The organism is Chryseobacterium sp. Leaf394, assembly GCF_001424105.1.
In the GTDB taxonomy this organism is placed as follows: Bacteria; Bacteroidota; Bacteroidia; order Flavobacteriales; family Weeksellaceae; genus Chryseobacterium.
Genome location: NZ_LMQH01000010.1, coordinates 213,359 through 213,665, shown reverse-complemented (window position 1 = coordinate 213,665; position 307 = coordinate 213,359). Strand labels below are relative to the sequence as shown.

The 307-nt window shown below is 38.6% G+C and carries 1 protein-coding gene; it reads right to left on the bottom strand.

Annotated elements, in window-relative coordinates; all coding sequences use genetic code 11:
* Positions 1–224 (bottom strand): OmpA family protein (locus ASG21_RS20550; RefSeq protein ID WP_241773452.1); only part of this gene is annotated, 224 nt, incomplete at its 3' end.
* Between the last annotated feature and the right edge of the window lie 83 nt (positions 225–307).

The following is a 307-nucleotide window of genomic DNA, read 5'->3' as shown; positions in this document are numbered from 1 at the left end:
TCACCAACACCTATAGATTTAAGAACGTCAGCATCTACACCTCTTGCATCTAAAGCAGCAACTCTTTCTCTAGATAATTTCAAGTTGTAAGCTTCTGCACCTTTAGCATCAGTTCTACCTTCTAATACATAATGCCCACCATCAGTTTTGATGATTCTTGCTGCATTATCTAAAGCAGGAGCTGACTCAGCTTTAATTGTAGCCTTGTTGAAATCGAAATACACGTTATTAAANTCACCAACACCTATAGATTTAAGAACGTCAGCATCTACACCTCTTGCATCTAAAGCAGCAACTACAGAAGCAG